Source organism: Micromonospora cabrerizensis (genome assembly GCF_022230955.1).
GTDB classification, from domain to species: Bacteria; Actinomycetota; Actinomycetes; order Mycobacteriales; family Micromonosporaceae; genus Micromonospora; species Micromonospora cabrerizensis.
The window spans coordinates 20,192-45,309 of record NZ_JAKKFI010000066.1 but is presented as its reverse complement, the minus strand read 5'-3'; the positions used below and the strand labels follow the sequence as shown (position 1 = coordinate 45,309).

General features: G+C 71.3%; 22 protein-coding genes. 12 read left to right on the top strand and 10 right to left on the bottom strand.

Features of this window, described 5'->3' with window-relative positions; translation table 11 throughout:
• Positions 1–34 precede the first annotated feature (34 nt).
• On the bottom strand, positions 35–2,101 hold the full coding sequence (locus LADH09A_RS16165) for a serine/threonine protein kinase (RefSeq protein WP_443677158.1): 2,067 nt from the start codon (positions 2,099–2,101) through the stop codon (positions 35–37).
• Positions 2,102–2,541: 440 nt separating this feature from the next.
• Here LADH09A_RS16165 and LADH09A_RS16160 point away from each other — a divergent pair, with 440 nt between their 5' ends.
• On the top strand, positions 2,542–2,934 hold the full coding sequence (locus LADH09A_RS16160; protein ID WP_238646029.1) for a hypothetical protein: 393 nt from the start codon (positions 2,542–2,544) through the stop codon (positions 2,932–2,934).
• A 118-nt stretch (positions 2,935–3,052) separates the two neighbouring features.
• On the opposite strand, the gene LADH09A_RS16155 is transcribed toward LADH09A_RS16160, so the two are convergent.
• Both LADH09A_RS16155 and LADH09A_RS16150 read right to left on the bottom strand, forming a co-directional pair.
• On the bottom strand, positions 3,053–3,937 hold the full coding sequence (locus LADH09A_RS16155) for a S41 family peptidase (protein ID WP_238646026.1): 885 nt from the start codon (positions 3,935–3,937) through the stop codon (positions 3,053–3,055).
• 57 nt (positions 3,938–3,994) lie between these two features.
• Entirely contained in the window at positions 3,995–4,870 is an 876-nt protein-coding gene (locus LADH09A_RS16150; protein ID WP_238646024.1) for an LLM class F420-dependent oxidoreductase, read from the bottom strand.
• Between the two features lie 248 nt (positions 4,871–5,118).
• Between LADH09A_RS16150 and LADH09A_RS16145 the strand changes: the two genes are divergently transcribed.
• From LADH09A_RS16145 to LADH09A_RS16135, 3 genes are read left to right on the top strand one after another with little or no spacing between them, the layout of a single operon-like run.
• Positions 5,119–6,162, top strand: coding sequence for an acyltransferase family protein (locus LADH09A_RS16145; protein ID WP_238646023.1), 1,044 nt, complete (start codon positions 5,119–5,121; stop codon positions 6,160–6,162).
• Positions 6,159–7,301, top strand: coding sequence for an alanine racemase (gene alr, locus LADH09A_RS16140; RefSeq protein WP_238646022.1), 1,143 nt, complete (start codon positions 6,159–6,161; stop codon positions 7,299–7,301). The genes LADH09A_RS16145 and alr overlap by 4 nt, the downstream gene beginning before the upstream one ends.
• A complete protein-coding gene (locus tag LADH09A_RS16135; RefSeq protein ID WP_238646020.1) occupies positions 7,298–8,317 on the top strand; it encodes a D-alanine--D-alanine ligase family protein in 1,020 nt (339 codons plus the stop codon). The genes alr and LADH09A_RS16135 overlap by 4 nt, the downstream gene beginning before the upstream one ends.
• Positions 8,318–8,335: 18 nt before the next feature.
• On the opposite strand, the gene LADH09A_RS16130 is transcribed toward LADH09A_RS16135, so the two are convergent.
• Genes LADH09A_RS16130 through LADH09A_RS16115 form a run of 4 tightly spaced genes read right to left on the bottom strand, consistent with a single transcriptional unit; the run spans position 8,336 to position 11,988 of the window.
• On the bottom strand, positions 8,336–8,839 hold the full coding sequence (locus tag LADH09A_RS16130) for a hypothetical protein (protein ID WP_238646019.1): 504 nt from the start codon (positions 8,837–8,839) through the stop codon (positions 8,336–8,338).
• Positions 8,836–10,296, bottom strand: coding sequence for an ATP-binding protein (locus LADH09A_RS16125; protein ID WP_238646018.1), 1,461 nt, complete (start codon positions 10,294–10,296; stop codon positions 8,836–8,838). The genes LADH09A_RS16130 and LADH09A_RS16125 overlap by 4 nt, the downstream gene beginning before the upstream one ends.
• A complete protein-coding gene (locus LADH09A_RS16120; protein ID WP_238646017.1) occupies positions 10,293–10,988 on the bottom strand; it encodes a response regulator in 696 nt (231 codons plus the stop codon). Before LADH09A_RS16120 ends, LADH09A_RS16125 begins: the two co-directional genes overlap by 4 nt.
• A 16-nt stretch (positions 10,989–11,004) precedes the next feature.
• Complete coding sequence (locus LADH09A_RS16115) at positions 11,005–11,988, bottom strand: phosphatase PAP2 family protein (RefSeq protein WP_238646016.1); 984 nt, start codon at positions 11,986–11,988, stop codon at positions 11,005–11,007.
• Between the two features lie 268 nt (positions 11,989–12,256).
• Between LADH09A_RS16115 and LADH09A_RS16110 the strand changes: the two genes are divergently transcribed.
• Positions 12,257–12,763: a winged helix-turn-helix domain-containing protein gene (locus LADH09A_RS16110; RefSeq protein ID WP_238646015.1), complete on the top strand. Its 507-nt coding sequence runs from the start codon at positions 12,257–12,259 to the stop codon at positions 12,761–12,763.
• 32 nt (positions 12,764–12,795) lie between these two features.
• Here the strand turns inward: LADH09A_RS16110 and LADH09A_RS16105 are convergent, their stop codons facing one another.
• Positions 12,796–13,896 (bottom strand): threonine aldolase family protein, encoded by a 1,101-nt coding sequence (locus tag LADH09A_RS16105; RefSeq protein ID WP_238646013.1) that lies wholly within the window; start codon positions 13,894–13,896, stop codon positions 12,796–12,798.
• 153 nt (positions 13,897–14,049) lie between these two features.
• A complete protein-coding gene (locus tag LADH09A_RS16100) occupies positions 14,050–18,375 on the bottom strand; it encodes a S8 family serine peptidase (RefSeq protein WP_238646011.1) in 4,326 nt (1,441 codons plus the stop codon).
• 353 nt (positions 18,376–18,728) lie between these two features.
• On the opposite strand from LADH09A_RS16100, the gene LADH09A_RS16095 reads away from it, so the two are divergent.
• The gene (locus tag LADH09A_RS16095; RefSeq protein ID WP_238646010.1) at positions 18,729–19,235 is read left to right on the top strand and encodes a winged helix-turn-helix domain-containing protein; all 507 of its coding nucleotides are present in this window, start codon (positions 18,729–18,731) and stop codon (positions 19,233–19,235) included.
• 115 nt (positions 19,236–19,350) lie between these two features.
• Entirely contained in the window at positions 19,351–19,830 is a 480-nt protein-coding gene (locus LADH09A_RS16090; protein ID WP_238646009.1) for a VOC family protein, read from the top strand.
• 77 nt (positions 19,831–19,907) lie between these two features.
• On the opposite strand, the gene LADH09A_RS16085 is transcribed toward LADH09A_RS16090, so the two are convergent.
• Positions 19,908–20,804 (bottom strand): AurF N-oxygenase family protein, encoded by an 897-nt coding sequence (locus LADH09A_RS16085; RefSeq protein ID WP_238646008.1) that lies wholly within the window; start codon positions 20,802–20,804, stop codon positions 19,908–19,910.
• 48 nt (positions 20,805–20,852) lie between these two features.
• Here LADH09A_RS16085 and LADH09A_RS16080 point away from each other — a divergent pair, with 48 nt between their 5' ends.
• From LADH09A_RS16080 to LADH09A_RS16060, 5 genes are read left to right on the top strand one after another with little or no spacing between them, the layout of a single operon-like run.
• Positions 20,853–21,581, top strand: a complete 729-nt coding sequence (locus tag LADH09A_RS16080) for a TetR family transcriptional regulator (protein ID WP_238646007.1) — start codon at positions 20,853–20,855, stop codon at positions 21,579–21,581.
• Positions 21,578–21,877 (top strand): DUF4873 domain-containing protein, encoded by a 300-nt coding sequence (locus tag LADH09A_RS16075; protein ID WP_238646006.1) that lies wholly within the window; start codon positions 21,578–21,580, stop codon positions 21,875–21,877. The genes LADH09A_RS16080 and LADH09A_RS16075 overlap by 4 nt, the downstream gene beginning before the upstream one ends.
• Positions 21,878–23,371 carry a flavin-containing monooxygenase gene (locus tag LADH09A_RS16070; RefSeq protein WP_238646005.1) on the top strand — a complete coding sequence of 498 codons (1,494 nt, stop codon included), beginning with the start codon at positions 21,878–21,880 and terminating at the stop codon, positions 23,369–23,371.
• Positions 23,361–24,233, top strand: a complete 873-nt coding sequence (locus LADH09A_RS16065) for an SDR family oxidoreductase (RefSeq protein ID WP_238646003.1) — start codon at positions 23,361–23,363, stop codon at positions 24,231–24,233. Before LADH09A_RS16070 ends, LADH09A_RS16065 begins: the two co-directional genes overlap by 11 nt.
• The gene (locus tag LADH09A_RS16060) at positions 24,230–25,057 is read left to right on the top strand and encodes an alpha/beta fold hydrolase (protein ID WP_238646001.1); all 828 of its coding nucleotides are present in this window, start codon (positions 24,230–24,232) and stop codon (positions 25,055–25,057) included. Before LADH09A_RS16065 ends, LADH09A_RS16060 begins: the two co-directional genes overlap by 4 nt.
• Positions 25,058–25,118 lie beyond the last annotated feature (61 nt).

Below are 25,118 nucleotides of genomic sequence, written 5' to 3'. Positions count from 1 at the left end.
TACGGGAGGGCAGCCCTCGCCGCTGCTCAGGCTGTCACTTCCGGGTCCACCGGAGGTGGTTCGTGTCGGGGGCGCAGCTCCGCTGCTCGATCGACGCGCCGCTCGCGGTGCTCTGGCCGACCGCCCCCAGGCACATCCCGCTGTGCGCGTTGACCAGGTGCTGGTCCTTGTCGAGGGTGAACTGCTGCGCCGGTGTCGTGTTGCAGGTGGTGAGCTGGATCGCCGCTCCGGCGTCGCTGGACGCGCCGAGCACGTCCAGGCAGCGCCCGCCCAACTGCACGCTCCCGTCCGGCCGCATCGTCCAGAGCTGGTTGCGGGCCCGGTCGTCCCCGCAGGTCGCGAGCTGGAGCCGGACCGGGTCGGGTGAGTCCGGCGTCGCGATGTCCAGGCACCGGTTGCTCGCCACCCCGACGAGCCGGTGGCCCGACCGGCCGGCAGGGGCGCTGGGCGTCGGTGACACGCTGAGGTCGGGCCTGGCCGACGGGGTCGCCCCGCCCGCCGTCGACACCGGCCGGAAGCCCGCGGTCACCTCTCGGAACGCGTCCACCCCGGCCGCCCAGGCGGCCTCGGGCGTCAGCCAGGCGATGCTGTAGCCCTTCCGCTTCGCCGTCGTGAAGGTGCGCTGGCGCGCGTGCATCGCCGTGCCCGCGTCGCTGGTGTACACCCACTCCAGGTCGGCGGCCCTGAGCTGGTAGTTGACGGCGTGCAGCTCGACCCGGCGGTAGTCGCGGTACCGCTCACCGACCGCGGGGCGGCCCAGCTCGACCACCGGGTCGGTGGGCGGTGAGTCGGTCTGGCCGACGACCAGCACCCGTTCGCCGTCCGGCTCGCGGAACTCGACCTGCTGACCGTGCCGGACCACCCGCCAGTCGCGCGGCGCCGGCACGGCGAAGCCGCTGCCGTCCCGGTAGAGGGACCAGGAGACCGGCGGGAGGGTCGCGGCGGTCGGTGTGCTGTCAGGGGTCGACGGCGCACCCGGCGCGGCGGCGTCCACCAGTTCGGCTTCGCCGCTCGACCCGCGCGGGTGGTGGCGGCCGACCAGCGGGACCCCGATCACCAGGCCGAGCGCGACCAGGGCCGCGAGGCCACCGAGGAGCACGGTCCGCCGTCGGCGGGCCGGCCCCGGCCCGTCACCGTCCACCGCGTCCCCGGCCCCTGCCCGGGGTACGCCGTGAGCGCCGATCGGGTGCGGCACCGCCCCCGCCTTCGGCACGGTCGCCGCCGTCGACGAGGGAACGGTGGGCGCTGGACGCCAGGTCACCGTGATGGGCGGTGGTACGCCGTCGAGCGCGGCGCGCAGCAACTGCTCGGCGGCGTCGGCGTCCAGCCGCTCGGCCGGGTCCTTGCGCAGCAGGCCGGTCAGCACCGGTGCGAGCGGTCCGGCGTGTCGCGCCGTCGGTGGTGGCTCGGTGACCAGCGCGGTGAGGCTCATCAGACTCGACGGCCGGGCGTACGGCGACTGCCCCTCGACCGCGGCGTAGAGGGTCGCGCCGAGCGACCAGAAGTCCCCCTCCGGACCCACGGTGCCGCGCATGGCCCGCTCGGGCGAGACGTACGCGGGCGAGCCGAGCACCACACCGCTGAGCGTCAGGTTCACGTCCTCGACGGCGGTGGCCAGGCCGAAGTCGGTGAGGACGATCCGGCCGTCCGCGCCGACGAGGATGTTGGCCGGTTTGACGTCGCGATGCATGATCCCGGCGCGGTGGGCGGCGCGCAGCGCGCCGAGCACGGCCAGCCCGATGGCGGCCGCCCGCGCCGGTGGGATCGGGCCGTCGGTGGTGATGGCGTCGTGCAGGGAACGGGACGGCACGTACTCCATCACGATCTGCGGGTCACCGTCGGCGCTCAACAGCACATCGAAGACCCGGACGACGTTGACGTGGTCGAGCTGGGCGATCGCCCGGGCCTCCCGGAGTGACCGAACCCGCAATTCCTGTCGCGCCTCAGTGGTCAGATTGGGCGGCGGAACGATCTCCTTGATGGCGACGTCCCGTTGCAGCATCCGGTCGCGGGCTTTCCACACTCGACCCATTCCGCCCTGGCCAAGGAGCTCCACGACGTCATACCGATCGGTAACAAGTAGCGGTGGGATCTGCGACACCCGGAGAGGCTACCTGGCACGCCTCGTGAACAATTTCCGGCGGCCCGGACGACCTTTATCTGGGGGATCATTCTGCGTCTGCGACAACTGGGACCATCCTGCGGAGAGCCCCGTAACGACGCCGGCCCTGGTGACCACTCGACCCGTGCGTCTGCTCCGAGGTCGCCGGCCGGCCCGGACGGTGTCGGCCGTCGCTTCCACAGTGGCGCCGTCGGGTGAGAGCACGGTCGGCTCCGCAGTGGGCGGTGGTCGGATGCTGGCAGGCCGTGGTGCCATCCGACAGATACCACCCTGAAACTACCTCAATCGTCATCAGACACAGGTGGACGCCAGCTTCCGTTGACCCCGCCGGACTACGTCGTTTCAGGTGCTTGACGTGTCAATTTTCCGCCGGTAGTTTAAATTTGCATCTACAAGCATCTATCTAAAGCAGGTGAACCGTGCTGTTGAAATCCATCGCCATCGCCATCGCCGCGTCCGTCGCAGGCGTGCTGGCCGCCGCCCCCACCGCCTCGGCGGCAGCACCCGGAGTGTCGATACAAGGCTGGGGGTCCGGGAACTGCCCGCAGGGCAAGCTCTGCATCTGGCCCAACTGGAATCACCCGCCGCAGGGCCCCGTGGAGACGCCGTCTCTGACGACCGACAGCGAGTGGACCGGCAGCATCCAGGGATTCACCTTCTACAACGGCACAGGCCGCGACGCCGTGATATCCGGGTTCACTTTCGGCTCGTCGACTCCCTTCAAAAACTGCGCTCCTGCCGGCGGGACCGGGGGCGACCTGTATATACCGGTCAACGTGACGAAGGTGACCTGGCAGCTGACCCCCTGCTGATCCTCCACCGGGCCTTTTCAAACAGGCTGTCCTGGTGATCCGCTGGCTGATCGACGGCACCCGCATCTCGCAACTCGCCGGCGACAACGAGCCGACCGTGTGACGGACGCAGCCGCGCCTACGCGCCCGAGATGGCAGTGAGTGCCGTGTCGAGTGCCTGGTCCGCCGGGACCTGCACATCGGGGACCACTCCGACTCCTTCCCAGTTGGTGCCGGTGACGCTGTTGATGGTCCGGGCGGTCGGCACGGTCACGAGGATGTGTTCGGTGACCGCGTGGCGGGCCGTCGGATGCGCGCCGCCACGTGTCGTCTCACCGACGACGACGCTCCGGCCGTGCGCCTGCAGCGTGTACGCCACGTCCTCGCCCCCGGAGAACGTGATCGCACTGGTGAGCACGTAGACCGGGCGGTCCGTGTAGCGCGGCGCGGGAAGGTGCGCGGTCGTCCAGAACTGGCGGGTGGCGCCGGTGGACCGCTCGTAGAAGTCGTTGAGGTGCACCTGATCGTCGGGGAAGAAGTAGCTGCACCACATCGCGGCTCCTTCGGGTGCTCCGCCGGCGCATGCGCGCAGGTCCAGGATGAGCGCGGAGCTGAGGGCGACCAGTTGCATGGCCGCGCCGATCGCCTCGGCGCCTTCGTTGGCGTACGCGATGCGCCGCACGTCGATGAGCCCGACGTTCCCGTCCAGGTGCTCGACCCGGCGAATGCCCTGGTTCTCCGCCCGGAGCAGCGCGAGGAAGGCGGCCCGTCCTCCGTCCTCGTCCGCTGGATCCAGCGACTGCGGCTGGTCGGACCACAGCAACCGCAGATGCTTGTCCGGGCACGCCTCTTGAAGGTGAGCGGTCACCGTCTCGCAGAGCGTCGGCCCGGCCAGGCCGTCGTACTCGCCCGCCGCGAGACGGCGGCGGATCGCGGCGTCGATGTCCACGACCTTCGCAGGAAAGACGTACCCTGCCTCGATCCGATCCAGGGCCTGTCCGATGATCTGTTCGTTGGTGAGCACGGCGGGCCACGCTAGACCGCGGACAGCCCCACGACCACCGAATTTCGCGCAGCGGGATCAGCCGATGTCGGCCAACCGCGGCAGCACCTCGCCGCCGAGTCGCTGGGCGAACTCCACCGGGTGCCGATCCGGCGTGACCTGCACCTCGGTGACCCCGAGCGCGGCGTAGTCGGACACCTCGGCGAGGAACCCGTCGGTGTCGTCCAGGGGCGAGGTGTGGGCGACCACCGTCTTCTCGATGGTGTCGTAGTCGCGGCCCTCGGCGGCGCAGTGCCCGCGCAGCACGTCCAGCTTGCGCGCGACCTCGTCGGCGCCCTGGCCGGTGCCGAACAGGTTGCAGGCGTCGGCATAGCGGGCCACCAGCAGCAGGGTCTTCTTCTCGCCGCTGCCACCGATCATGATGGGCGGGCGCGGGCGACTCAACGGCTGCGGCGAGTTGATGGTCTCGGCGAGCTGGTAGTGCTGACCGTTGAACGGGCCGTCGTCGGCACTCCACATCTGCAGGCAGATGCGCAGCGTCTCCTCCAACCGCTCGAACCGCTCGGCCACCGGAACGACCGGCACGCCCAGCCCGAGCTGCTCCCGCTCGTACCAGGACGCGCCGATGCCCAGGCGGGCCCGGCCGCCGGACAGCACGTCGAGGGTCGACACGGTCTTGGCGAGCAGACCCGGGTAGCGGTACATCACACCGGTGACCAGCACACCCAGCGTCATCCGCTGAGTCTTCGCCGCGACGTAGCCCAGCGTGGTGTACGCCTCCAGCATCGGCTCCTCGGCCGCGAACACCGCGTCCATCTGGAAGAAGTGGTCCATCACCGTGAACGACGCGACGCCGGCCTGCTCGGCGATGGTCGCCGTCTCCGCCAGGGTGGGTGCGATAGCGGCCGGGTCGGCCGGGGTCGAGTAGTTCCAGTAGTGCAGCCCGAGCTTCATGTCTGGCACCTCCGAAACGAGCCTAGTGCTCCTCGGCGTCACCGACACGCCGCTCGGCGTCACCCCGGCGAACCGGTCCCCGACGTCCATTACCGGTTCATGACAATTCGGGGATCACGTGCGGATATCCGGCTGGCAGCTTCTGACGAGTGATCCAAGAGCTGTCCCACACCGAGTCCAGGCCCACCGAGACGGAGCCCGACGCGACGCGCGTCCGGTTCCGTCACCGGACCAGGACCACCCTCGCGGTGGGACGACCACAACGGGCTGAGTGGGCCGACACCGCGAAGGGCGTCTGCATCATTCTCGTCGTCCTGTGGCACGTCGTCGTCAAGGACTACCTACAGATCGACTGGCACGTCGGCGTACCCGTGCCAGGCCTGTGGGGGACGTTGGGTGAGCAGTTCCTGCCGCTGCGGATGCCGCTGTTCTTCACCATCTCGGGCGTCTTCGCGGCGAACGCCGCCCAGCGGCCCTGGCGGGTCGTCGCCCGCAGCCGGATCGCCGGGTTCCTCTACCTGTACGCCGTCTGGCTGCTGATCCACACCGCGATCCTCGCCGCCGCCCCACAGCTGCCGACCGACCGCGCCACCTCCGCCCTCGGCCTGCTGGAGCAGCTCACCATCACGCCGTCCAACCTCTGGTACCTGTACGCCCTGGCGCTGTACTTCACGATTGCCAAGGCAACCCGCCGGGTGCCCCGGGCGTTGGTGCTGGTACCCGCAGGTCTGCTCTCCGCCGTCGCCGCCGCCGGCCTGCTCGACACCCCGGGCAACCGCGGCGGTCTCTACCAGAACCTGGTCTTCTTCCTGGCCGGCCTGTCCCTGCGGCCGCAGATCCAACAGTGGGCCGCCACCGCGAGCCGGCGTCGGCTCGTGCTGACCGCCGGCGCCTACGTCCTCGCGCTCGCCGCGATGGCGGCGGCCGGCGCCCAGCAGTGGTTCGGCGTGTGGACCGCGGTCTCGGTGGTGGCGGTCACCTTCGGTGTGACCGCCGCCGCCCGACTGGTTCGTTGGTCGGCGATCAGCAGGCCGCTGGCTAGGCTCGGCCGCATCACCCTGCCGATCTACGTCGTGCACATGCCGGTTCTGGCCCTACTGCACCGGCTGTTGCTCGTACCGATTTCCGGCCTGGGTGGGTCCGCTCAGGGCCTGATCGTGCTCGGTTATCCGATTCTGCTGACCGGCCTGGTGATCGGGTTGAGCCTGGCCGTCCACCGCGGGCTCCTGGCGGTACGCGCGGGCTGGCTGTTCGCGCTCCCCGGTCCGCGCCGGGTGGGGGCGGCCGGATGAGCGCCCTGGCCGAGGCGCTGGTCGACCTCGACGCGATCGCCGGCAACGTGCGGGCCGTCACGTCGGTCACCGGCACGAACCTGATGGCGGTGGTGAAGGCCGACGGGTTCGGTCACGGCGCGGTGCGGGTGGCCCGGGCAGCGCTTGGCACCGGCGCCACCTGGTTGGGGGTGACCTCGGTGACCGAGGCGCTGGCCCTGCGCGACGCGGGTGTGACCGCGCCCATGTTGAGCTGGCTGCACGGGCCGGACGACGACTTCGCTGCCTTGACCAACACTGGCGTCGACATCGGCGTGTCGACGACGACGCACCTGCACGCCGTCGCCGACGCGGCGCGCCTGCTCGGCGTACCGGCGATGGTCCAGCTCAAGGCGGACACCGGCCTGTCGCGCAACGGGGCCACCGGGGACGACTGGCCCGAGTTGGTCGCCTGGGCCCGCAAGTACGAACGGGAGGGCGGGATCCGGGTGCGGGGTGTGTGGTCCCACCTCGCCGACGCGGACCTGCCCGGCGCTCCCGAGTTGAACCGGCAGGTGGCGACCTTCGAGGAGGCCCTGCGGATCGCGCGGTCGGCGGGTCTCGACCCCGATCTGGTCCACCTGGCCAACTCGGCGGCCGCGCTGTCGGCGCCACGGACCCGCTTCGACCTCTGCCGGATCGGGATCGCGTTGTACGGCGTCGACCCGTTCGGCGCGACCGGCCCGGGTGAGTTCGGCCTGCGCGCCGCGATGACCCTGCGCACGAGCGTGATCAACGTCAAACGGGTGCCCGCCGGCACGGGCGTCTCCTACGGGCCCGAGCACGTGACCGGGGCGCCGACCACGCTGGCGCTGCTGCCGCTCGGCTACGCCGACGGGCTGCCCCGGGCCGCCGAGGGCCGCGCCGAGGTGTGGGTCGGCGGTCGGCGGTGCCCGATCGTCGGGCGCATCGCCATGGACCAGTGCGTGGTCGACGTCGGGGACCTTCCCGTGACGATCGGCGACCCGGTCGTGGTGTTCGGTCCCACCGAGGGTGACCAGCGCCCACCGACGGTCGTCGAGTGGGCCCGCTGGGCGGGCACGAACCCGCACGAGATCTTGACCGGCATCGGGGCCCGGGTGGCCCGAGAGCACCTCCACGGAAGGGCACGTACCTCATGACGATCCGACTGGCAGTGCTGTACGGCGGGCAGAGCGGCGAGCACGACGTGTCCTGCCGCTCGGCGGCCAGCATCCTCGCCCACCTGGACCGGAAGCGGTACCAGGTCACCGAGGTGCTCATCGACCGCGACGGCGGGTGGCACGTCGGCGGACGCCCGACGCCACTGCCTGCGGCGCTGCGCGTCCTGCGCGCCCAGGACGTGGTGTTCCCGGCCCTGCACGGCCCGTACGGCGAGGACGGCACCGTGGCGTCGTTGCTGGAGTGGCTCGGCGTGCCGTACGTCGGCAACGGTGTCTTCGCCAGTGCCGCCGGGATGGACAAGGGTGTCACCAAACGACTCCTCGCCGCGGAGGGCCTGCGGGTCAGCCCGGGAGTGACCCTGCGGCCGGGCGAGGAGCTGTCGTCCGACGACCAGCGACGACTGGACCTGCCGGTCTTCGTCAAACCCGCGCGGGCCGGGTCCAGCCTGGGCGTGGTCAAGGTGGACGACTGGGCCGGTGTTCCCGCCGCTCTGGAGCAGGCCCGACAGGTCGACCCGAAGGTGCTCGTCGAGCAGGGGGCGCGGGGCCGGGAGATCGACGTGGCGGTCCTCGAACACCCGGACGGCCGGGTGCAGGCCGGCCCGCCGTTGGAGATCCGGGTGACCGGTGCCGGCTTCTTCGACTACGACGCGAAGTACGACGGCGGGGCGGTCTTCCAGATCCCCGCCCCGCTCGACGCGGCCACCACCGAGGTGCTCCAGGACCGTGCGATCCGCGCCTTCCGGGCCCTCGACTGTCGCGGTCTGCTGCGGGTCGACTTCTTCCTGCCCGCCGAGGGGTCGCCCGAGCCCATCGTGAACGAGGTCAACACGTTCCCCGGTTTCACCGCCGCGTCGCAGTTCCCACAGATCTGGCAGCAGGCCGGCATCGGGTTCGCCGCCCTGATCGACATTCTGATCTCCGGTGCGCTGGTCGACCGGGACCGGAGCCGGCACAGCGCGTTGCCCCGGCCACGAGCGGCCAACCTGGTCTGAGGCGGTGGCCGGCCACGCTCACCGGATCGGGCACCGCCGGGGCGGTCGCGCGCCGTCGGGCCCGACGATGGTGACCGGTGCGGAGTTCTCCGCGAAGCCGACCTGCGCGGCGGCGTCGGCGACCGTGCAGATGATCTGGTCGGCCGCGTCGGCCGACAACGGTCGCGCGGCGGTGGTCGTGCGGACCGTGAGTCCACCGGAGGGATCGGCCCCCGACGTCACCGTGACCGGGTCGAGCCCGGCCGGAACGTCACTGGTGAAACCCTGGCGGCGCTCGTTCTCCTCCGGACCGGCCGCGAGCAGGGCGAGCGCGTCGGCGGGCGACGGATCCGCCTTCGCGGGGCGCAGGACCAGCACGAGTTCGCCCCGCGCGAGCAGGTAGAGCCCCATGCCCTGTGCCGGGCCGCTGACCGCCGGGCGCCCCCTGATGACGTCGCTGGGGCGGACCCCGCAACCGGGCGCGAGCAGCGCGAGCAGCAGCCCACCGGCGAGCAGGGCGCGGCCCGTCCGCCGGCCGGTCACCGGGCATCTCCGGTGTCCGCCGTGTCCCGGGGCAGGCGAAGCGTGAACACCGCGCCGCCGCCGGGGCCGTTGGCCGCGACGAGACTCCCCCGCCGCTCGCCGTGGCGGTGCAGGCGCGCGTTCTCCCAGGCGATGGCGAGGCCGAGGCCGCTGCCCTCGGAGCGGGTGCGCGCGGTGTCGGCCTTGTAGAAGCGGTCGAAGACGTGCGGCAGCACCTCCGGGTCCAGCCCCGGCCCCTCGTCGGCCACCTCGATGGTGACCCAGTCCGGGTCGGCATCCAGGCGTACGGACACCGGCTCGGCACCGTGGCGGAAGGCGTTGCCGACGAGGTTGGCGACGATGACGTCGAGCCGACGGGGATCGAGGCGGGCCACCACCGCGGGTGGCAGCTCGGTGTGCACCCGGTCCAGCCAGCCCCGGATCCGCAGGGTCGCGGTCACCGCCGCGGCCACGTCCACGTCGTCCAGGGCGAGCCGCGCGGTGCCGGAGTCGAACCGGCTGACCTCGATGAGGTCGTTGACCAGTTGGGTGAGGTTCTGCGTCTCCTGGCTGACCAGCCGGGCGGCCCGTCCCGCGTCCCCGGGCAGGTGGTCCGCCTCCTCGTCCAGGACGTCGGTGACCGCCGTCATCGCGGCCAGCGGCGTACGGAGCTCGTGCGAGACGTCGGCCACGAAGCGGCGGGCGTCGGACTCCATCCGCCGCAGCTCACCGACCTGCCGCTCCAGCGTGCCCGCGGTGTCGTTGAACGTCCGCGCCACGTCCGCCAGCTCGTCAGCGCCCCGAACCGTCAGCCGGGTGCTCAGGTCGCCCTCGCCGAGGCGGCGCGCCGCCCGGCCGAGGTCGCGGACGGGTCGCAGCACGCCCCGGGCGGACAGCAGGGCCAGCAGGACGGCGAGGATCAGGGACAGGCCGCCGGTCATCCACGCCCGGTTGGCGAGGCGGTTGATGCTCTGCTGCTCGGGCGCGAGGTTGCGCACCGAGTAGACCTCCAGCCCGGACGATCGGGACGTGCCGTCGGGCCGCTCCAGCTCCAGCTGGGTGCCGATGAGCAGCCACGGCTGCCCGTCGAGCGAGACGCGTTGCCAGGCGATCCGGCCGTCGCCGACCTCCTGGCGCAGTTCGGGGGTGAGCGGGTCGGCGAACTCGGAGCCACCCCGCGACCGCATGTCCCGGTAGACGACCACCGCGAAGCCCTCCCGGTCGGAGAGGCGCTGGGCCAGCAGGTCCAGCTCGCCCTGGGTGGGCGGGAGCTGGGCGATCGGGTAGATCTTGGTGATCTGGTCGGTCAGCGACATCACGGCGGCGTCCTGTGCCTGCTGGAGGATGACGGTCCGGGCCTGGACGTAGCTGCCGCTGGCCACGACCGCCGTCGTGGTCACGCCCAGCAACGCGAACGCCAGGAGCAGCCGGACCCGCAGGCCCGAGACGCGGGCGCCGACCCAGCGCCACGGTGTCACAGCGGCCCGAACCGGTATCCGAAACCGCGCACGGTCTGGATGAAGACCGGCGCCGACGAGTCGGCCTCGATCTTGGCGCGTACCCGCTGGACGCAGGCGTCGACGAGCCGCGAGTCGCCGAGATAGCCGTGTTCCCACACCGCCTCGAGCAGTTGCTGGCGGCTGAGCACCTGGCCCGGGGTGTGGGAGAGTTCCAGCAGCAGGCGCAGTTCCGTCGGAGCGAGGCTGACCGGTGCCCCGTCCCTGCTGACCACCAGCGCGGCCCGGTCGATGGTCAGGGCACCGTGCTGTTCCAGGCCGGCCCGCTCGCCACCGGCACGCCGCGACTCGCCACCGGTCCGTCGGAGCACCGCCCGGATGCGTGCCTCCAGCACCCGGGCCTGCACGGGCTTGACCACGTAGTCGTCGGCGCCGGCCTCCAGGCCCGCCACCACGTCCATGTCGTCGTTGCGGGCGGTCAGCATGATGATCGGCAGGTCGCCGAGCTGCCGGATCCGGCGGCAGACCTCGAACCCGTCCATGCCGGGCAGCATGAGATCGAGGACGACGACGTCGGCCGGGGTGGTGCGCAGGCGCTCCAGGCCCTGCTCGCCCGTCGCCACGGCCTGCACCGTGTGGCCCTGTCGGGTGAGCGCCAACTGAAGCCCGTCGCGCACCGTCTGGTGGTCTTCGATCAGCAGGACCTGGGACATGTCGTCAAGTATCCCATCATGAGATCTTTTGAGGTTCGGCCACCGGTTGCGGTGGTCCGGTGCGGCGCGCGGAGAGCGGGACCGCGAAATCGGCCGAACGCACCAGGAACACCACCGAACCCACCAGGAACATCGTGGCCGCGCCCGCCGCCACGATGGCGACGAGCGCCCCGCGCTGCACCGACGCGGCCAGGCCGGGCACGACGACCACCAGCGCCCAGACCAGCCCGACCAGCGCGAGCGCCGCCTCGGCCAGCCTGCGCCACAGACCGCCACCGTCGGGTCCGCCGGCCCTGACGTGGTCGCCACGCCAGCCCGCCAGCAAGGCGGCGGCCAGGCAGAACAGCGCCACACTCAGCAGTACGCCGCCGAGCGCGTCACTGAACCGGTGCCAGCCCGTGATCATCGTGGCTGCCGCGATCACCGAGACACCTGCCGCGCCCGGCAGCGCGAGCCACCGTCGAGCCCACCCGGGCAGGACCAGCATGAACGCCAGCAGCAGTGCCGTCGCCGCCGCGACGTGGCCGCTGGGGAAACTGTTGTGGGTGGTCGAACTCTCGATCTGGAGGTCCGGGCGGGGCAGCGCCGACTTCACCGCACCGGCCACCACCACCGCGCAGAGAACCATTGCCACGCCGACGATGCCCGCCACCAGCCGACGGCGGAGCACACCCACCAGCAGCATCGCGCCGAGCAGGGCAGCGAGCAGTGTCGGGCTGCCGAACGTGGCCAGCACGGTCTTGGCCGGACCCACCAGGACGGTCTGCTGCTCGTACCCCCCGCCCCGCTCCGCCCTCGGCAGGAGCACCCCGTCCAGCCACTGGCCGGGGTACGTCCGGACGAAGACGGTGGCGGTGAGGGTCAGGGCGAGCACACAGCACAGCGCCACCGCGAGCAGCCGGAGGCCGAGAGGGGCCGCCGCGTGGGCGTGTGGCAGCGGTCGCGCCGGTTGCGGACCGGGCGTCGACCGCCCGACGGGGTACGACGATCCGATGGACATGCCGACCATGCTCGCCCCGGCACGTCCGTACGCCGTACTCGAATTGTCTTGGTTCTGTCACAACCACCCCCGCCGCTGCCGGAAAGCGGATCGTCGGCGGTGGGGCCGGGTGAGCCTGGACGTCGCAGCGGGATCCACGTGCCTGTATGCAACGATGTTTTACCCGGCCGAGATCAGCCACCACTAGGGTCAGGACGCCGATCGATGTCTCATCGACGGTGCGAGAAATCCATCCGGAGTGAGTTGGGGAACCGGAAGGGGTTGGGGAATGCAGGAAACTCCAGTCGCCAGCCTGGTCATCGGCATCGCGTCCTCGCCGGCCGAACGCCGTCACCTGGCCCGGCTGCTCGGCGGCAGCGACGCCTTTCTGATCGTCTCGAACGTCGACCAGGCCCGAGAGTTCCTCGGGGTGATCGAGGCGCCCGCGGTCGCGGCCCCGCAGGCCGTCGCCGTGCTCGCCGAGGTGGCGCCGAGCCCGCAGCCGCCGCCACCGGATCTGGCGGTCGACTCCGACCGCCGGGTGCTGCGGTGGCGCGACCAGGAGATCGACCTGACCCGGTTGGAGCACGACGTCCTGCTCTGTCTGGTGCACGCGCCCGGGCAGATCTGGACCTACGAGCGGCTGCACCTCGAGGTCTGGGGCAACCGGCACCTCGGCCGCAACTCCGACATGCACTCGGTGGTCCGCCGGGTGCGCGGCAAGCTCGCGCGACTCAACGCCGCGACGACGATCCACTCGGTACGCGGGGTCGGCTTCCGGCTGGCCCCGATCTAGGCCGGCCTGCGGGCCCTGTTCGCTGCGGCGAATCAGCGGTCCCGGACCCGGCTGAGGAACCGCTCACCGATCTCGGTGACGTCCTCGGTGGTCCAGTCGAGACCGGGTGCGGCCACGGTGATCTCGGTCATCGCCATGCCGGGCAGGTCCGTGTCCTGCCAGCCGGCGGCGAACCACACCTTCTCGTCCTCGGCGAGCGCCAGCGCGGCGTCGTCGAGCGCCTGCGCCGGATGCGGCAGCCACAGACGGAACCTCTGGGTGTGCGGAGGCTGCGGGAAGACCAACGCGCCGGGCAGCACGGCGAGTGCCGCGGCGACTGTCCGTGCGTGTCGCACGTACTCGGGGATGCGGGGCAGCTCCCGGTCGAGACCGGCGAGCGCGCTCAGCGCGGCCGGCCACTGCTGGAACACCTGACCGCCGTAGCGGTGCCGCCAGAGGCGGGCGTAGGAGGCGAACTGCGCGGTGCCCGCGAGCGCCGCGCCGCTGAGACCGCCGATCGTCTTGTAGAACGAGACGTAGGTGCTGTCGGCGAGGTCGGTGATCTCGCTCAGGGTGTGCGCGAGGTAGGGGGTGGATTCCCACAGTCGGGCGCCGTCGAGGTGGAGGCGGGCACCGATGTCGTGCGTCGCGGCGGACGCGGCGGCGAGTTCGTCCCAGGTGGGGAGGACGAAGCCGGCGTCGCGCAGCGGGAGTTCGATGACGACGGTGCTCACGGGTTCGGCGAGCGCGCCGATCTCCGCGGCGGTGGGGTTTCGAGGTGCGGTGGTCGGCCAGGTGCTGCGCAGCCCGCTCAGGTTGGCGTAGGCATGACCTTCGTGCACCTCCAGGTGGCCGAGCGGGTGCAGAGCCACCGTCGGGTGCCCGCTGCGCTCGGCGCCGTAGCGCAGCGCCACCTGCTGCGCCATGGTGCCGGTCGGGAAGAAGACCGCGGCCTCGGTGCCCAACAGCTCCGCCACGCGCTCCTCCAGCGTGGTGACCGGGCCGTCGCCGTAGAAGTCGGGCTGACCGTCCAGGTCGCCTCCCGCGGCCAGGTCGGCGAGCCGCTCCCGCATGGTCGCGGGCCGGCTGCCGGACAGGATTCGGTCGCAGACGCTTTGGGCGGCCAGCCGGCGCTGCTGTGTGTTGTGGGACATCGGCGGATCTTCGCACGCCACGGCGGGAGGGCAAATCAGTCTGGCCGGCGGCCGGCGAGCGGTGTCGGTCACCGCGACGACTCCTCGGGACACGGTCCGGCCCGCCTGCTCGGTGACCAGGCGGGCCGGAGGTTGTTCGCTACCGCGCGGGCGTCAGCACTTGATGGGCGTCAACCCGAAGTCCTCCACGGTGGGAGCGGCGGTGGCGATCTTCGCCTGACGGGTCTGCGGCTTCCAGCCGTCCTTGGCGACGATCATGGTGAGCGGGTTGTTGCGGCGGTCCATCCAGTAGGCGTACCTGCCCTCGGCATCGGTGGCGAAGGTGTACGACGCCGCCCACGAGTCGACCTGGACGACCGCGCCGGTTATCGGCGAGGTCGCACCCTGGCAACTGGTGCCGGTGACCGTACCCATGAGCTTGCCCCAGGTCTTCGGGGGGTTCGCGGTCATGGTCACCGCGACCGGTGCCACCGAGTACGGGGTGTTCTCGGAGATCCCGACCGAGCCGGAGTAGGTACCCGGCTGGTCGACGTTCGCCGTCATCGCGACGGTGACCGTGACCTTCGCGCCCGGCGCGAGGGTGACCGACGACTTGTCGATGGTCATCCAGCTGACGTCGGCCGCCGACTCGGCGCACCCCTCGAAGCCCGGGAGCACCTCGCTGTTGGCCGCCGCGTTGAAGGCGCCGGACGATCCGCCGACCTTGTAGAAGCCGCACGCCGCACCGCCGCGGTAGCGGGCCGTGTTGGCGTTCGGCAGGTTGGACCACGAGCCGGCGGCCGGGTCGAAGGCGAAGCCGGCGTTGCTGATGGCCCCACCCTGCGAACCACCGACGACGAGCAGCTTGCCGCTGGCGACGGCATACGAGCTGGCCCAGTTGTCGGCCGGCGCGTCGGCGATCGCCGTCCAGGTGTTGGCACCCGGGTCGAAGGCGTAGCTGGACTTCTGCGAGGCGGAACCGTCGTTGCCGCCGGTGCAGTAGAGGATGCCGTCGATCCCGCCGCAGGAGGCGAAGGCCACCGACTTCGGGTAGTTGGCCATCGTCTCCCAGGTGTTGGCGGCCGGGTCGTACCGGACGACGCTGTTCGACATCGGCAGGCAGTCCGCGGTGGTGCAGCCACCGACGGCGTACAGCTTGCCGTCGACGACGGCCTGACCGGCCGCGGCCCGTGGCGCCGGGTTGTCGGCCAGCTCGGTCCAGGTGTTGGCCCCCGGGTCGTACGACCAGGTGGCGGAGTCCGGGCCGGCGTCGCCCCACCCACCGGTGGCGATGATCTTCCCGCCGGCGACACCCGCGGTCAGGGCGTTGCGGGCGCCCGGAAGGTCGGCGATCGCCGTCCAGGCCTGGGTGGCCGGGTCGTAGGCGTAGTTCTTCGCGGTGGACGCGCTGCCGTTGCCACCACCGAGCGAGTACACCTTGCCGTCCAGGTGCACGACCCGGTTGTCCATGATCACGGACGGGTAGTTGGCGATGTCGGTCCACGGTGCCGCGTTCGGGCCGACCCCGGCCACGGCGGCCTTGCCGAACGTGCCGGACGCCTTGGCCGCGAACGACGTCGGAGCGTTGAGCCGCTGCTCGGGCGCGCCGGTGGCCCCGAGCACCTGCTGCCGGGTGACCGTCGAACCGTCCGCGCGGAGGAGTTCGAACCCGTTGTCCCGCTCGCTGAACTTCACCTCCACCGGCGCGCCGCCGGTGTTGGTCACCGTGAACGTCCTGCTGGCCTTGCCGTTGGGCATCTGCAGCGTCGCGCTCACCTGCGTCGGCGTCACCGACAGTCGTCCGGCCGCGAGCTGGAAGTTCGCGACGGTCGCCCAGTCGGCCTCGACGTCGACCTGCTTGGTCTGGCTGACGTAGTTGCCGGCGGTGGCGGTGAACGGGTGCGTGCCGGTCAGCGTCGAGTAGATCCAGTAGAAGCCGTCGGCCAGCCCCGGGTCGTCCGGGGTCGCCACGGTGACGGCCTTCTCGGCGGGCCGGTCCTTGCTGGTGACGGTCGCGCCGTTGACGTAGCTGTTGTCGTTCTTGTCGCGGACGTTACCGACGACCAGACCGCCGTCGACCGGCACGCAGGTGACCTGGCTGCCGATCAGGACGTTGTCGACCTCCCACCACCACTCGTACGTGGCGTCGTAGTAGCGGAACCGCACCTGCACCTGCGCCTGGCCGGCGGCCTGCGGGATCGGGATCTCGGTCACCTTCGGTCCCCGGACGTCGGTCTCCTGCCGGAGCAGGTTGGTCCAGGTGGTGCCACCGTCGATGCTCAGATCGACGTCGGCGGTGTCGTCGTTGAGCTGGTTGAAGTCCTGGTTGAAGCGGACGACCGGGGCCGTGACACCGGTCAGGTCGACAACCGGGCTGACCAGGGACGTGTCCTGGCTGCTGCCCGCACCGTAGGCGTCGCTGTCGATCATCGCGAAGTTGCCGCTGCCGCCGGTCAGGTTGCCCCGGTCGCCGTCGTCGGTGAACTTCCAGACCTGACCGCTGCCCGCGTTGTCCACGACGGTCCAGCCGGCCGGCGTGGTCGTGCCGTCGAAGGTCTCGTACTCACCGTCGGAGCCGAACGTGTATCCGGGGGCGGTGGTGCAGGTGGTGGTGTCCACCGGCACGGCGACGTTGGCGGTGACGTTGCCGGAGCCGACCACGACCTCCTTGGTGACGGTCTGGTAGCCCGGGTACTGCGACTCGTACTTCAGGGTGTACGTCTGCCCGGCCGGCAGCGAGATGCTGTAACGGCCGTTCGACGGGGTGGTGTAGTCGTAGACGCCGGACACGCCCGTGACGGTCACCTTCGCGTACAGGGGCCAGCCGTGGCCGGAGCCGTCGGTGACCGCGCCGGTGACGTTGACACTCGGCACGGGCGTCAGCGCGACGGCGAGCGTCGTGGTCGCGGCCTTGGTGATCGTCGCCGGCTTCGTGGTGCTGGCGTAACCGAAGGCCGACACGGCGACCTGGTAGTCACCGGTGGGCAGTTGGGTGGAGAACGTGCCGTCGGCACCGGTGGTCAGCTCACGGGCGCTCGGGCCGGTGAGGGTGAGGGTCGCGCCGGCGATCGGGGCGCCGGTGGTCGCGTTGGTGACCGTGCCGGCCAGGGTGCCGATGTCACCGGTCGGGGCGGCGTTGAGCAGCGCGAGGGCGTCGAGCCGGCCTTCGCCGTAGACGTTGTTGTCGGCCGCGGTGCCACCGCACTGGTCGTCGGCCTTGTCGATAGCGGCGCCGTTGAGCAGCGCACGGGTCGCGTCGACGTCACCGATGAGCGACGGGGCCGCCGAGTACAGCAGCGCGATCGCGCCCGCGAGGTGCGGAGCGGCCATCGAGGTGCCGCTGATGCTGCCGTAGGAGTTGCCGGGGATGCTCGACCGGACGTTCACGCCGGGGGCCGAGATGTTGGGCTTGATCTCGCCGTTCTGCCCGGCGCCCCGGGCCGAGAAGCCTGCGACGTTGTTGTTGACGTCGTACGCGCCGGTCGAGTAGTTGCTGGCGAGGCTGCCCGGCGAGCCGCTGGTCTGGCATGCCGGGCCGCTGTTGCCGTTGGACCAGACACCGAAGATCCCGGACGCGGTCCAGGCCTGCGTCACGTCCTCCATGAAGGGCTCGTTGGACGGGTCCCGGGTGCCCCACGAGTTGTTGATGACGTTCGGTCGCTTGCTCGCGTCCGCGTTCTGGCCGTTGAGGTCCAGCGGTTCGAGCATCCACTGACCGGATTCGATCAGAGCGGCGTCGCTGGGGCAGCAACCGTTCGCCGCGATCCACGTGACCCCGGGCGCGACACCGATCTGGTTCGCGCCGTCGGAGCCGGCCATGGTGCCCATCGTGTGCGTACCGTGGCCGTCGTCGTCACAGGGCGCGGTCGCGCAGGCCCCGGCGGCGTCGAACCAGTTGTAGTTGTGGTCGAACGTCCCGTCGCCGTTGTTGCCGCGGTAGGAGTTCACCAGCGCCGGGTGGTCGAACTGGACCCCGCTGTCGATGCTTGCGACGGTGATGCCCTCGCCCTTGACGCCGTACTGGGACCAGACGTCGTCGGCGTTGATGTTGGCCACGCCCCACTCCAGGGCGTTGACGGTCTTCTCGTCGGCACCCTTGGTGGTCTCGGGCACCTTGTAGGCAACCGGGGCGTAGAGGCCCTCGACCTCGGAGTGGCCGGCGAACTTCTGCACCATCGCCAGCGAGCCGCTGCTCACCTTGATCGCGTTGGTGGCCCAGAAGGTCTGGTACTTCGCGCCCGAGCTGTCGAGGTCGGCCCGGATCCTGCCCTGGCTCGCCGCGGCGGTCTTGCGCAGAGCGTCCGCGACCGCGGTGCCACGCTTCGACCAGTCCTTGATGGCGCTGGCCTTGCTGAGGTCCGCCCGGTCCTTGAACCGGATCCAGAAGTCCCCTTCACTCTTGGCCTGGAGCTGCCTGGCGAGCTCCGGTCGGATCTTGTCGCCGGTCGGGGCGCCCGCCTCCATCCCGCCGCCCGGCGCGGCCTGCGCGCCCGAGCCCATCGTGGCCAAGCATGTCGCGGCGAGGATCGTCGCCGCGCCGGCGCTCACCAGTGATCTGGCTGTGCGCCGCCATTGTGGACGTCTGAACATCGGTGCTGCCTCCCTCAGAACGACCCAGGGTGAAAATGGGCCATGGTGACCTCCCCCATGCACCGCGCGGGTCACGCCGGTTGCCCGACTGGACACTATGATCGAGAAGAAAGGACGATCAAGAACTTGCCGTGAGCAACTTGTCGCTAAGAGTTGCCCTGCTGGCGGCGCGCTTGCCAATCATTGTCAGGACCATGACGAGAGCTGGGCAGGGATGCCCATCGATCCCGGGCGGTGCTGTGGCCGAGGACGACGAGGCGACGATGGACAGGGGTGATCCGGCCGACGAGCCGTTCCCGCTGCTGATCGCGGTGACCCCGTCGCCGGCCGAGCGCATCCGGCTCGCGGAGCGCCTCGACGGCATCGCCCCACTGCTGCTGGTGGCCGACCTCGACGAGCTCCGCCGGCTGATCGCCGCACCGCAGCAGATGGCCGCCGCCGCGTCCGAGCCGGCGCCGGCCGCCGCCCTGGTGATCGACTCGTCCCGGTCCAGCGCCCGTTGCGGTGACCGCGAAATCGATCTCACCCGGCTGGAACACGACCTGTTGACCTGCCTGATCACCGAGCCGGCCCGGGTCTGGAGCTACGCGGAGTTGCACCGCTCGGTCTGGGGTGACGAGGGGCGCGAACGCAAGGCGGACGTGCAGTCACTGGTGAAGCGGCTGCGCCGCAAGCTGCACGACCTCGGCACCGGGGCCACCATCGACGTCGTTCGAGGCGTGGGGCTCCGGCTGACCGACCACCAGCAGGCGCGGGTCGAACGAGCCTGACGCCACGTCGCATGAACCGGTCTCACGGGGGGTACGACGTGAAGATCAGCAACAGAACAGGCGACGACGAACGCTGGTTAGGAGAGTCAAAGTGCCATTCCCGAACCCCTCAAACGTGTCCATCGGCCTCAAGTCGGCCGCACACGTCGGGATCGCGGTGAGTGACCTGGACCGCTCGGTCGCGTTCTACCAGGCCCTGCTCGGCGAGGAACCGGTCGTACGGGACGAGAACATGCACGGCGCCGGCTTCGCACAGTCGCAGGGGCTGCCGACGACGAAGCTGCGGTACGCCACGTTCAACCTCGACAACCTCGGGATCGACCTGATCCAGTTCCAGGAGCCGGTCGGTGACGCGGCCCAGGTGGCGGCCAACCGCCCCGGCTCGATGCACCTGTGCTTCCACGTGGACGACGTGCGCTCGGTCTTCGACCGGATGAGCGAGGCCGGGTTCGAGTTCCTCGGGCAGCCGTACACCTTCGCGTCCGGCGAGGTGAACCCGCCGGCTGCGGTCGGCACCGAGGTCGCGTACTTCAACGACCCCGACGGCACGAACCTCGAGATCATCGCGCCGAAGGGTGGCTTCGCCCGCAGCTAGTGGGCGCAGAGCGTGGGGGCTGGCCGGACACGGCTCGGCCCCCACGCGTCTCAGCCCTCACGCGTCTCATCGGGGGGTCAGATCAGCCCGGCCCGGGCCCACAGCAGACGCCCCGGCCCCGCCACCAGGCCAACCCCGGCCAGATTGGCGTGCACGCGGGCCGCCGACCAGCGCAGGGTGGCACGCCAGTGCGGGTTGGCGCGGGCAGCGGCACGACCGACCGCCGGCGGAATGCCCACCGCCGCGTACACGTCGGGATGGACCAGGCGGTTGGCGATCGTGGAGGCGGCGCGACCGACCAGCAGCCGGGCGTACGCCATACCCACCGGGCCGGTGGCGGCGACCGCGGCGGCCAGTTCCTCGCGGGCGAACCGGACGTGTCGCGCCTCCTCCACCACGTGGATGCGGGAGACCATCCGGATGAGCGGCTGGAGCGACTCGTCGGCCATGATCTCGCGCTGGAACGCGTCGAGGATCTCCTCCGCGATGAGGATCGCGGCGTACATCCGGGGGCCGCTGGCGGTGGCCTTGAGGAAGCGCCCGAGGTGGTGGTCCACGGTGCTCGCCCGGTAGACCGGACAACCCATCGCCTCGATCAGCCGGCCGAACATGATGGAGTGCCGGCACTCGTCGGCGACCTCGGTCAGCGCGTACTGGGCCTGCCGACTGGTCGGGTCCGCGCGGTAGTACTCCCGGATCAGCATCTGCATGAGGATCGTCTCGAACCACAGCCCGGCGCTGGCCGCGCTGGCCACCTCGTGTTTGGTGAGCTCGACGCGCTGCTCCTCGCTGAGCTGCTCCCACAGTGGCGTGCCGTAGAGGCTGCTGCGCTGCGGCGGGAGCCAGTAGGCGCCGGGGGTGTGCGGGGCGGCCCAGTCGATCTCGACGGTGGGGTCGTAGCTGGTCCGCAGCGAGGACGTGAGTAGTCGCTCGGCGACCGCCGCACGCCCGGTTTCCGTCGGTGCGGCCTCCATGGCTCCTCCACATTGACGTGACGACTGGTAACTGTTACGAGTAGTAGCATGCAATCGCCGCTCACCGATGTCAATGCGTCCGACCCGTCGGCCCCGCCCCCCGACGGCGGTCCGAAGGCGAAGGGAAACGGCCGCCGGGACCGCTGGGCGGGCCATCGTGAGCAACGGCGGCAGGAGCTGGTCGGGGCCGCCGTGCAGGCGCTGCTGCGGCACGGGCCGGAGGTCGACATGGAACAGGTGGCCGCCGCCGCGGGGGTCAGCAAACCGGTTCTGTACCGCTACTTCGCCGACAAGTCGCAGCTCTGGGTCGCGGTCAGCGAGGTGGTGGCGGCCCGGATGGTCGACACCATCGCGCCCGCCGTCGCGCAGGTCCGTGAGGAACGCGGCCTGGTCGAGGCGACGATCGACGCCTACCTGGGCGTGATCGAGTCGGAGCCGAGGCTCTACCGGTTCCTGATGCACCAGTCCGGCGACCCCGGCATCCACCAGGTGATCGCCGGCACCAGCCGGCAGGTGGCCGCCGGGCTCGCCCGGGTGATCGGCGACCGGCTCCGCACGCTGGGCCTGGACGCCGGCCCCGCCGAGCCCTGGGCGTACGGCCTGGTGGGCTTCGTGCAGGCGGTCGGCGACTGGTGGACCACGCACGGCCAGCCGATCAGCCGGGCCGCCCTCACCGACTACCTCACCGCTCTGCTGTGGAGCGGCATCGAGGGGGTGCGCGCCAGCGCTGACCTGCCACACGAGCTCACCCGAGCCCACGAGCGGATCGTGCCGTGAGCTACCACGGCCCGGCAGGGGTCGAGGGCACCTCGGTCCACGTGCACCTCAGCGGGCGCTGGGAGCCGGTCGACGGCCGCTTCCACTGGGGCGGCCGGATCGAGCCCGAGCCACGGATCGTCCACCTGCTGCGCTCCGGCCGGCGCGACGTCGAGGTGCGCATCGCCGACCGCGTCCGGGCCGCCCGACTGGCCGAGGTCGACCCGTGGGGCGGCGTACGGATCACCGGCGTGGGCGACCCACCCTGGCCGCCCGTGGCCGACCCGACACCCGCGCCCCAGCTCACGGAGGAGTGAATGGAGACAGACGTTGCCATCATCGGCGCCGGCTTCGGTGGCCTGGGCGCCGCCATCCGCCTCCAGCGGGCCGGCTTCACCGACTTCCTCGTCTTCGACCGGGGTGCGGACGTCGGCGGCACCTGGCGCGACAACACCTACCCGGGCTGCGCCTGCGACGTCCCGTCGCACCTCTACTCGTTCTCCTTCGCCCCCAACCCCCGCTGGTCGAACACGTTCTCCAGCCAGCCCGAGATCTGGGACTACCTGCGCGGCTGCGTGGACCGCTTCGGGCTCCGCCCGAGGTTGCGCCTGCGCCACGAGGTGCGCGAGGCGAGGTGGGACGAGCAGCGCCAACGCTGGCTGCTGCGCACCTCCGGCGGCGACCACAGCGCCCGGGTCCTGATCTGTGCCGCCGGCCCGCTCAGCGACCCGGCCATCCCCGACCTGCCCGGGATCGACGCGTTCGCCGGCACGGTGTTCCACTCCGCCCGTTGGCGGCACGACCACGACCTGACCGGCCGGCGCGTCGCGGTGGTCGGCACCGGCGCCTCGGCCGTCCAGTTCGTGCCACAGATCCAGCCGACGGTCGGGCAACTGACGCTCTTCCAGCGCTCCCCCGCATGGATCATGCCGAGGCGGTCGCGCCGCATTAGCGGCGTCGAGCAGGCCGCGTTCCGCGCCGTGCCCGGCGCGCAACGGGCCGTCCGGGCAGGGCTCTATCTGGTACGCGAGAGCATGGCTCTGGGCTTCCTGCACCCGGCGGTCAACCGCCTCGCCTCGCGGCTGTCCCTGCGTACGCTGCGGCATCAGGTCCCCGACCCGCAGCTGCGCGACAAGCTCACCCCCCGCTACGCGATGGGCTGCAAGCGGGTGCTGATCTCCAACGACTACTGGCCGTCGCTCACCCGACCCAACGTCGACGTGGTCACCGCCGGCATCGCCCGGATCGTGCCGGACGGCCTCGTCACCGACGACGACGTCCACCACCGGGCGGACACGATCATCCTCGGGACCGGCTTCCACGTCACCGACTCCCCCGTCGTCCGGCGCATCTACGGCCGGGGCGGGCGCAGCCTGGCAGAGGCGTGGACGCCCAGCATGCACGCGTACCAGGGCACGACGATCGCCGGCTTCCCCAACCTGTTCTTCCTGCTCGGCCCCAACACCGGGCTCGGGCACACCTCCGTGGTGCTGATGATCGAGGCGCAGCTGCACCTGGTGCTCGCGGCCCTGCGTCACATGCGGGCCACCGGCATCCAGGCCATCGAGCCCACCGCGCGGGCGCAACGACGCTGGACCGAGCGGGTCGACCAGAAGATGGCCGGCACGGTCTGGCAGACCGGCTGTTCGAGCTGGTATCTCGACGCCACCGGCCGCAACACGACCATCTGGCCGGGCTTCGCCACCAGCTTCCGGATGCGGCTGCGCCGGTTCCGCCCGGCGGACTACCAGATCGCCTCGACCGGCAGCACCCCCAACGAACCGGAGCGGGAGCACGTTGATGCGGTATGACCTGGAGGGCAGGACTCTGCTCATCACCGGCGCGGCGCGCGGCATCGGGGCGCAGCTGGCCCGCGAGGCTGTCGCCCGCGGGGCCCGGGTCGCCCTCGTCGGGCTGGAAGGCGACCTGCTCAGGCAGCTCAGCGCCGAGCTCGACGCGCACTGGTACGAGTGTGACGTCACCGACCAGGCGGCGTTGGACGCCGCGGTGGCCTCCACGGTGGACCGCTTCGGTGGCATCGACGTCGTCGTGGCCAACGCGGGCATCGCGAACCTCGGCACCGTCGCCGTCGGACCGGTCGACGCGCTGGTCCGTACCGTCGAGGTGAACCTCTGCGGCGCGATCCGCACGGTCAGCGCGGCGCTGCCCCACGTCACCGCCGCCCGTGGCCACGTCCTGATCATCTCGTCGGCGGCCGCCTTCACGGCGATGCCCGGGATGGCCGCCTACTGCGCGTCCAAGGCAGGTGTGGAGCAGTTCGCCAACGTGCTGCGCCTGGAGACCCGCCCGCGGGGCGTCACCGTCGGCACGGCGCACCCGATCTGGATCGACACCGACCTGGTCCGCGACATCCGTGACGACCTGGCGTCCTTCCGCACCACGCTGCGCCGGTTGCCGTGGCCGCTGTCCACCGTCGTGCCCGTCGAGCAGTGCGTCGAGGCCCTGCTGCGCGGCATCGAGCGCCGCAGGCGCAAGGTGTACGTGCCACGGGCGCTCGCCGTGGTGCAGGCGCTGCGTCCGGTGGTGCTCAGCGGCCTCTCGGACGCGCTGATCACCCGCTTCGGCGGCCAGACCATGGTCGGCCAGATGGAGGACGAGGTACGCCAGCTCGGGCGTTCCTTCGGCAGGACCTCGGTGGAAGGGCGGCCATGAGCGTTCACTTCCGACGTGCGGGCAGCGGAGAGCCCCTCGTGCTCATCCACGGCATCGGTCACCGCCATCAGGCGTGGGAGCCGGTGTTCGACCGGCTCACCGCCCACCACGAGGTGATCGCGCTCGACCTGCCCGGATTCGGGAACTCCCCGGTGCCCGGCACCGGCATGCCCGCCGACATGGCCGCCACCGTGGCCGGGGTCCTGCCGGTCCTGACCGAGTGGGGGCTGGAGCGCCCGCACGTCGCCGGCTACAGCCTCGGTGGGGCGATCGGCCTGGAGCTCGCCGCCACCGGGGCGGTCGCCTCGGCCACCGCCTTCTCCCCCGCCGGCTTCTTCACCCCGGCGGAGCGCCGCCGGGCACTGGCCATCCTGCGGATGCTGCGGGCCAACTCGTACCTGCCCACCCCGATCATGCGGGTCGCGCTGCGCTCGGCGTACCTGCGGACGTTGTGCTTCGCGCCGCTGATGGCCCGCCCGACGCTGCTGGATGTCGAGCGCGCGCTGGGCGACGCCCTCGCCCTGCGACGGGGCCTCGGCTTCAACGCGGTGGCCCGCGCCGCCCGCGACTATCGCTTCGACTGCCTTCGGCTGACCGAGGCGACGGTGCCGGTGACCATCGGGTGGGGGGACTGCGACCGGATCTTCGGCGTCCACCAGGCCGAGCGCGCCCGGGCGGGCCTGCCGGCGGCACGGGTGGTGACGCTCCCCCGTTGTGGCCACGTGCCGATGAGCGACGACCCGGACCTGGTCGCCGCGCTCATCCTGGAGACCACGGGCGCCGTGCCCCGCACCGACCGACCGGATCCGTCGGTCGCCGCCTAGCGTCACCGGGTCAGGAAGATCACTTCACAGTCTAAAAACTTGCAGCGTGTGCAAGTTCGCT